This window comes from Sporichthya polymorpha DSM 43042 (genome assembly GCF_000384115.1).
Lineage (GTDB): Bacteria > Actinomycetota > Actinomycetes > Sporichthyales > Sporichthyaceae > Sporichthya > Sporichthya polymorpha.
Genome location: NZ_KB913029.1, coordinates 383855 through 391398 on the forward strand (window position 1 = coordinate 383855; position 7544 = coordinate 391398).

General features: G+C 64.4%; 3 protein-coding genes. All 3 read right to left on the minus strand.

What is annotated here, in order from left to right:
* Positions 1-272 precede the first annotated feature (272 nt).
* Positions 273-3614: a DUF499 domain-containing protein gene (locus SPOPO_RS0101950; RefSeq protein ID WP_019873098.1), complete on the minus strand. Its 3342-nt coding sequence runs from the start codon at positions 3612-3614 to the stop codon at positions 273-275.
* 1 nt (position 3615) lies between these two features.
* Entirely contained in the window at positions 3616-6306 is a 2691-nt protein-coding gene (locus tag SPOPO_RS0101955; protein ID WP_084670842.1) for a DUF1156 domain-containing protein, read from the minus strand.
* Positions 6303-7544 (minus strand): protein NO VEIN domain-containing protein (locus tag SPOPO_RS0101965; RefSeq protein WP_019873101.1); only part of this gene is annotated, 1242 nt, incomplete at its 5' end. The genes SPOPO_RS0101965 and SPOPO_RS0101955, both read right to left, overlap by 4 nt.

Sequence of the window (7544 nt, forward strand, 5' to 3'; positions counted from 1 at the left end):
GATGTCGCGCAGGACTTCCAGTCCGGGCAAGCCCGTCCCGTTCGGCGTGATCCCCGGGCCGGACGGGCCGGTGGCCGGCGGTTGGTCCGCTTGCGGCAGCAGGGTGAGTCGAAGCGGCGTCGCCATGGCACGGGCCCCCAAGGTCGCGTCCCGCGCCGGGTGCGCGGTCCCTCAGGGGTCCTGTGTTCGCGATCGAGGAGCAGATTGAGCAACCCTCACGGCTGCTCACGGAGAGAACCTCGGCAAGAACCTCTGCCGTGCTCCCCTCGGCTTCAGTCCATAGACCAGTCGTTGTCCTCGAAACCTAGGGTTCTGAGGTCCTCCCTGATAGCAGTCCGCTGGTCTCCTGTCAGCCGGTCGAGCTGGTCCGATTCGATGTCGATCGAGACGCGGACCGGGATGCCCCCGGTGACGAAGTGGGAAACGATCTGCTCGTAGATCTGGCCGACGTCGCGGACAACGCGGTTGGTCGTGAGGTCCTTCGTTGCGTGGAAGCGCTTCGGTACGACCGTGCCGGTAGTTGTCGTCGTGGTCGACGTCTGGCCCGAGCCGCCCGTCCCGGTCGCCGGCGTTTTCTCGTCGTCTTCGCGGTCGTCCGGCTCTTTGGTGTCCTTCGCGATCTGTTCCAGCGCCACCTTGGGGTCGACCAGGAGACCGCCTTGGCGGACGGCGGTGGGGTTTGTAATGGTCAAACCGACGAAACGGCCGTCTTCGAACGAGTCGGCGTAGGCGAAGCTGTCGAGTTCGATGGCAAGTACCTCGTCGAGGTGCCACACGACGTCGGCTACGACCTTCGGTTGGACGACCTTGGGCATGTAGACGTATTGGCTGAAGTATCCGACGAGGGTGTCGAGGGAGACGTAGGGCTTGTCCTTCCACAGGTTGAGCCTGTTGATCTGCATGCGCAGCAGCGAAGGAGAGAACGACCGGACGACGAACTCACCGGCGTCGGCCTTCTTGGTGACGCGAGCGGCGAGCGTGCCGTCGCCGTTCACCAGGATGGACTCGAGCTCGATCTCCGCGGAGCCGGGTTCTTGCGTGGGTACCAGGATCCAGCGGTACGCCTCGCGGATCGAATCGGCGACTGTCTGCTTCGCCTGGGCGACTCGCGATTCGGCGACCTTGATGTTGTGCTGGTCGAGGTTCAGCGAATCCTTGTTCTCGAGGATGTACTCCCACGCCATCCGCTGCCGGACGGCGTTGAGGAGCACGTCGATGCGGTCCACCTCAGGCGCGAGGAACACCAGGCTGTTCTTGTGGATGCGGGCGTTCGTGCCGCGCTTGGTGAGGAACTCTGTCGCGGCGTCTTCGGCGAGAGACCGCCCTCGTTTTGAGAACGGCCGGTCCGGCCCGAAGACGACGAGGCCGATGCCGGGGTCGTCCTCGACGTCGATGCTGCCGTGGGGGAACCGATGGACTCTTTCGAAGAGGCCCTTGTCGGTTTCCTGGCGGACGACGGCCGCGAGTTCGTCGAAAACCTGGTCGTCGTGGTAGGCGTCGGCGCGTTCCTGAACGATCTGCGCGACCGTCTGCTGCAGCGAAAGCCAGTAGCGGTCCTGGTCGCGATTCATGTACTTGCCCATGTCGCCGAGACGACGCAGCCCGTCCGCGACGTGGGCCGGGTTGTCGCCCGGGTACGTCGACCCGAGCACGACACGCTTCTGCTCGATGCCCCGGATGGGCGCGGCGCTCCCGTCACGCTGGCGGAGGTTGGCCATCGGTGCCGTGCCCAAGAACACGCACCGGGCGGCGCGCTTCGTCGCCATCGATTTGCCGAGGATCTTGATCTCGCTGTCGACGACGTTCGCCGTCGAGGTCTCCCCCGCGACGTCGGAGTCGACGATGGGTTTCCACGAGTCGTTCAGGTGGTTGGCGAGCTCGTCGAAGACCTTGGCGTTGTCGAGCGGGATCGATGCGGGCAGGATCATGGGCGACTTGTCGCCGCTGATCCACAGGGCGTACACGACGGTGGCCATGAGGCGCAGGACGCCGCGGGTCCGCTGGAAGCGCTCCAGTGTCGACCAGTCCTTGTAGAGGCGGTCGAACAGCTCCGGATGGATGGGATAGGCGGTGCGCATCGCGGCGCGGTACCCCGGCTGCATCACTTCGCTCGGGACGTCAGCGGCGTAGCGCACGTAGTGGTCGGAGAACTTCTGGACGACCAGGTCGCGAGCGGCGTCTTGTTCGCGGCCGAAGGGCTTAAATACGCGTCGGCGGACGATCTCGAACGACTCTTCGATGGTCGCCGGCTGCCAGGCCGATTCCACGCGATGGATGACCGATCGCAGGTGGCGCAACGCCTCGACGCCGGCGGTACCGCCGATCTCATGCTCGTTCTCGTTGGGCGCTTCGGTACCGGGCATGTCCCGCACGACGTCGGAGGCCGGCAGCGACACCACCAAGAGCGCGGTGGGAACGGACTTGACGGCTTCGGTCAACGACTGAACGAAGGTCATGTGACCGTCGAACGTTCCCGCCGGTGCAGGCTTCTCCCGCGACCACAGCTGGCGAAGGTAGGCGACCCACTCGTCGATGAGGACAATGCACGGTGAGTACTTGGCAAGCAGATCGGCGAGAGCCGTCGTCGTGGGCGGGACCGACTGTTCGTCGTAGCGGGCAACGAGGTCGTACCCCTCCGTCCCGCCGAGTTGGTAGGCCAGTTCGCCCCACAGAGTGTTGACGGTGAAGCCCTCGGCCTTGGGGTCTCCCAGGATCGATACGTCGTTGCCGACCAAGACGGCTGTGCCGACCTTCTTCGGCAGCTCCGCTACGCCAATGCCGTCCAGCAGTTCGCGGACGCCCGGCAGTTTCTCGGCCGGGATGCCCGCGGCCATGTGGTAGACAGCGAGCAGGGAGTGGGTCTTGCCGCCACCGAAGGTTGTCATCAGGTCGACGACCGGCTCGCCGCCACCGCCGGAGAGTCGCTTGACGGCCTGCTCCAGCAGGTAGCGCAGACCGCGAGTGAGGTAGGTGCGTCCGAAGAACTCGATGGGGTCGCCGTACTCCGGCCCGGCAATGCCCTGATGAACCTGCCGGAGGTCGGCGGCGAACTGGGCCAGCTCGAAGGTGCCGCGGGCGACGTCGTCGTGTGGCTCGATCACGTCCCGCCAAGCGGGCAGCCCAGTTGAATCGACCTGAACGGAGAGCGCCTTCTCTTGCGCACGCTGCAGCCGCTTCTGGTCATCCTCGAACATCAGGCGGCGGAACTCGCGGCGCATCTCGTCGGCCTTGTCGGCCTGCTGCACCGCTCCGATCGACCGAAGGATGTGCTCGCTGTCCATGAGGACTCGCTCAGTGCGCTCGGACGAGATGCGCTCTCCGTGAGCCCACTCCTTGCGGGCATCCCAGAGCGCCGAGACGGCCCGCTTGTCTTCGAACGACAGCTGATCCTTGAACACTGCGTGCCACTGCTTATCGAACACCCAAAACAGGTAGGCAGGATCAGACTGGTTCGGGGTCGCGTCGCGGCCCGTAAGTCCAGCTGTGCGGCCGACCTCCACCGCCCATGTGTCCCCGTACTTGCCATGCAGTTGGGTGATCATCCAAGGACCAAGCCCCTCGGCGACGAGGTCCAGGGCACGGCCGACGCGTTCCTTGTTCGTCAGTGCCCGCATGTCAGAACAATCCTTCCGCTGAGACTCGTCCGTCACCGCTGAGGCGCACCAACTCGACCCACGAACTGATCAAAGCGTTGTAGCGCTCTTGATCCGCGGTCCTAGCCAACTTTGCGGCGATGTCGTGGAGTCGGTAAGCCAACGCCATGGCGGCATCGGTCAGACCCCCTAGCGCCGCCATCAACCGAGCGGCCTCCAACTCTCCCCCGCCGTCGACGAGGCGATCAAGGAGGTGATGGACGGCCTCCCACGCGGTCGGCCGCCTGTCATTGGCTGGGACCCAAGTTCGATCGAGGTTGTCCCGTCCCAGAAGCCGCACCCTGTTCCCGGCGGCGGTCGCGACCTGCGCCCGCTTGACGTCGTCGACGGTGATCCCGAGTGGGCGCACGGCCTTGTCAGCGTCCCCGAAGTCCGCTGCGTTCCAACCATGCGTCGCCCACCAGCGAACAGCAAATCGCGACTCCGGATCGAGTTCGCCTTCCTGCTCATCCAGCACTTCCCCCAGAGCCGTGTTGATGAGACGCATTGCGTGCTCGACGGGCACCGGCTCGCCCGATTGGCTCACCACAGCCCGGTATCGCGAGTAGATCTGCATCCCAGGACCCATCGCTGCCTGAGCTAGATCGACCGGCAAGATAGAGGCCGCCTGGAGGTCCCGAATAGCAGGACCCAACTCACGTCGCAGCGCACGGTTGAACTCGGTGAGACTGCAAGTGGATGCATCCGCTGGTCGTGGACGGCAAACCATCACGATGTATGCAGCTACCGCGTTGGTCCCAATTCCGATCATCCGATTGCCGCCCGTGCCGTGTATCGGCCAGGTACCGGTGATCTCCATTTCAGCGTTGATGATGGCGCTGAGGATCGACGACCAGCGCGTCTCCTCTTCGCGCCCGCCCTTCTGCTCCTTCGAGGCGTACACCACAAGCATCGGCAATCCAGCGGCAGATGACGCCCGAAGGTTGTGGAACGTCTGCGTGAAGCCGTCAACGAAGTAGTCGCGCGCTTGGTCGACACTCTTTCCATGGTGGCTTGGGATTGCCGTTAATTCGCCAGATTTTGGCGTCGCGATGGTCGCGAACAGGTCGGGATGCACCGCGCGCAGTGCTCTTCGGTGCCACATGTAGAAGTAGTCCGACAGGTCGGCGTATCCGATTGCATCGAAGTAAGGGGGGTCGGTTGCGACTAGACCAGGCCGATCAGCTTTGGTGGTGCGAGCGTCGGCACGATTCACCACTCCGGACCCGTTCACCAAGTAGCGGAAGGAAGCCACCATCGAGTTGACGGCGCCCGTCAACGAACCCGCACCCACCCGCGGCGTCAGCTCGGCGAAGTCCCATTGCATCGGAATGTCGTGGCGCCCGAACGCGGGGAGAGGCTGACCCCCGCCCGATCGCGAGTCTATGAACCACCTGACCTGGCTCGACTGATACTGGGCCATTCGACCAAGTGCAAGACCGAGGAAGGTGACGACTGCATCCGCCCAGGCCTCGTCGCCGCCGTCGTCGATGACCTCGTCACGCAGTGCAGCAATCAGATCGGCGTGCGTTGCGAGGACTAGGAGTTGCCGCGGAGTGAAGAGACTCGCGAAGGTCGAGTAGCCGAAACGGGGGCCCGAGAACCAGCGCGGAATATCTGGTTGCGGCACTTGGGGGATATCGTCCGGAGGGGCGGCCTCGCGAGCTGCCACCCAATCTGCGTCGGCCGGTTCGCGATAGCTGCGACGCCTAGCCCCCTCTTCGCTTACAGCGGCCAACCGCAGACCAAGCTCGCCGCGCTGGCCCTGTTCCATCACAGCGGTCTCCTTAAGAAGCGAACCGCACCGAGGACAGTTGAAGTTGGCTCCCCTGCCGACCTTGGTCGGTTCTGGCGCCTCGCCGCGCGCACGCCCCGCCATGACTTTGATTGCAAGTGTCGACCCGGAGTACATCGGCTCCATCCACGCAAGATCACCTGACCGCTTGGAGAGCCACCAACTGGTCGTCAGCGGGATCTCGGCGGCGCAGGCCGGGTTTCTGCAAGTTGCCGTTCGGATCCAGGTCCAAGTGAGCCCGTCGTCTGCGCTGGGCCCAAACTCGGGCCGCAAGACTTTCCACGCCCGGTCTCGAACCAATTCGGCGTAGCGCCGAAGATCCGCCTCAATGCCGGCAAGTCCTTCGACACCTCCAGGAACCTCTCCCCATAGCGCTCCAGACTCATCACGGTTCACCGGGTGAAGTGGAGATTGCCCCCAGGCCCTCGGTGCCATCTCGGTCAGCGCGCGCGAGATGAGTGTCGGAACGGGATTAAGGTCCGAGCCGTAGGACGGCAATCCCAACCGCTGGGCTTCCACCAGGGTTGAACCGCCACCACAAAAGGGGTCCACGACCGAGGGCAACCCATCCGGGAAGTGAGACTTCAACAGGCCACGCGCCTCGTCCAGATCATTGGTATCTGGCAGATCGGCCCCGTTTGCCACAAGCCGCTTGATGAGGTCGAGCAAATAGACTCGTTGGTTGTCGTCTTCTGGGTCATCAATGAGGGCGGCGAAGATAAGAGCCCGCCATGCCGGTAGCGGCATCGGTGCCCACCACTTGTGCACGTTGCGCAGAGTGCCGGTCTTTCTGTCCTTATCGGCCTTGCAGGCTGCGTTGATCTCGTCGAGCGGTAGAGCGACCTCGATCAACTTCTTCTTGTAGGTCGTGTCGCTCACTCTTGGCTCATCTCAGTTGCGTCGTTCCAGAAAGGTTTCCAGTCGTACTCAACGCGGGCCGCGCGTGGGTCGATGGGTTGGGCGATCGGGCGTCGCAGGTAGCGCACCGCGGTGCTGTCGTCGTCCGCAACTTGGACGAGCGCCAGAACGGAGCGGTCGCCCTTGTTGAGAGCAGTCACCGCCTCCTGGCGTGTAAAGACGAATGTCTTACCGCCCGCGACGCGGCCCTTCACCTCGATGAAGTCAAGGCCGGCGGCGGTGTCCGATTCGATGTCGTAGCCGGGGTTGTTGTGGTGCATCTCGGTCGGTCGGTGCTTCAAGGCCCGTTCGACCCGTAGTACCGCATCGACAGCCAACCGCTCGACGCGGGTGGTTTCACGCGCGCGTGCGTCGGCCGCTTCGGGGTCGTCCTGGGCATCGAGCCAGCCCTGCGTGATTACCAAGCATGCGCCTGTCGTGCGCGGGGGGCGCACGGAGATGTCGCGCTCCTGCTCCAAGTCTTTCAACCGCCGGTCGAGTCGCCGTACGAGCGACTCGGCGCGTTCGCGCATCTGGGATGCCGGGAGGCGGGTCTTCCTGCCTGCTCGTTCCTGCTCGCTTAGCTCAAAGGCTCGCTGGTCCCAGTAGTTGATTTCGCGGGTAAGTCGCTCGCGGACGAGGCGTTCCGTCTTGTCAAGTCGTTCGGCGGTCCGTTTGGTGACTTCGTCTGCGTGCTTCCGAGCGATCGTCACCGATGCTTCGCGGGTGACACGCTGGTCGAGGTCGGATGCCTGAGCCCACGATTCACCCAGGATCTTTCCGGCCATCGCGCGCTCCTCTTCCGTGGGACACTCGAAGTTGGGGATTGGCGAACCGGTGAGCGGCGTGATGGTGCCGTCGGCGTCGACGCGGACGTACTGGGCGCGGCGGGAAACGACCCACGGTTGGCCGTCGCGAGCCGTTCGCCCGTCGGTGACGTCGTGTTCCAGAAGGCTCACGACGTAGGGCTCGGTCGACAGGTCCGATCGGTCGACGAGGAATGCGCCACGTCGTAGGGCGTCGAGGTGCCGGTCGGACACGACGCTCATGGTCGCCGCCATGAGCGGATGGCCGGGGTGAAGGAGTGTCGCAAGGTGGTTGTTGCCTTCGACGCGGACGTACTTCGGGTCGAAGGTCACGCGGTGGTAGGAATCGACAACCGGCTGGCCGTAGCCCGTCATCCGGTCCCGTTCCTTGATCTCGGCCGGCACCCGTTTGAC